At 80.1% G+C, this 452-nt stretch carries 1 pseudogene; it reads right to left on the reverse strand.

The window, feature by feature from the left end:
- Positions 1–452: pseudogene (locus ABD308_RS01560) on the reverse strand (hypothetical protein); the annotation flags it as partial.

The raw sequence follows: 452 nt of genomic DNA on the forward strand, positions 1-452 counted from the left end.
AGTCCACCGGGCGGTAGAGGTCGATGGCGATGTCGCCGCTGCGGAACCGCTCCTGGACGTCGTCCTGGAAGCCGCCGCCCGGCTGCTGCTGCACCTGCGGCTGGGCCTGCTGGCCGCTCTGGCGGCCCTGCTGGCCCTCGCCCTGGGCGCCCTGCTGCTGGGGCTGGCGCTCGGCGCGGTCGCGCCGGTTGCGGCGGTCGCGGCGCGACTCGCGCCCCTCCGCGTCCTGGCCGGCCGGGGCCTCGACGGCCTCCTGGCGGCCTTCGCGCTCGCCGCCGTCGCGGCGCTCCCGGCGCTCACGGCGGTCGCGACGGGTCTCGCGGCCCTCCTCGCGGCCCTCGAAGGCGCGGGCGCCCTCGGTACGGGTCTCGGTGCGGGCCTCGGCCGGCTTGGCCTCGGTCACCACGGCGGCGGGCGCCTCGGCGGCGGTCTCGGCGGTCGGAGCGCCGGAG

Source organism: Kitasatospora putterlickiae (genome assembly GCF_039527695.1).
Classification (GTDB): Bacteria; Actinomycetota; Actinomycetes; order Streptomycetales; family Streptomycetaceae; genus Kitasatospora; species Kitasatospora putterlickiae.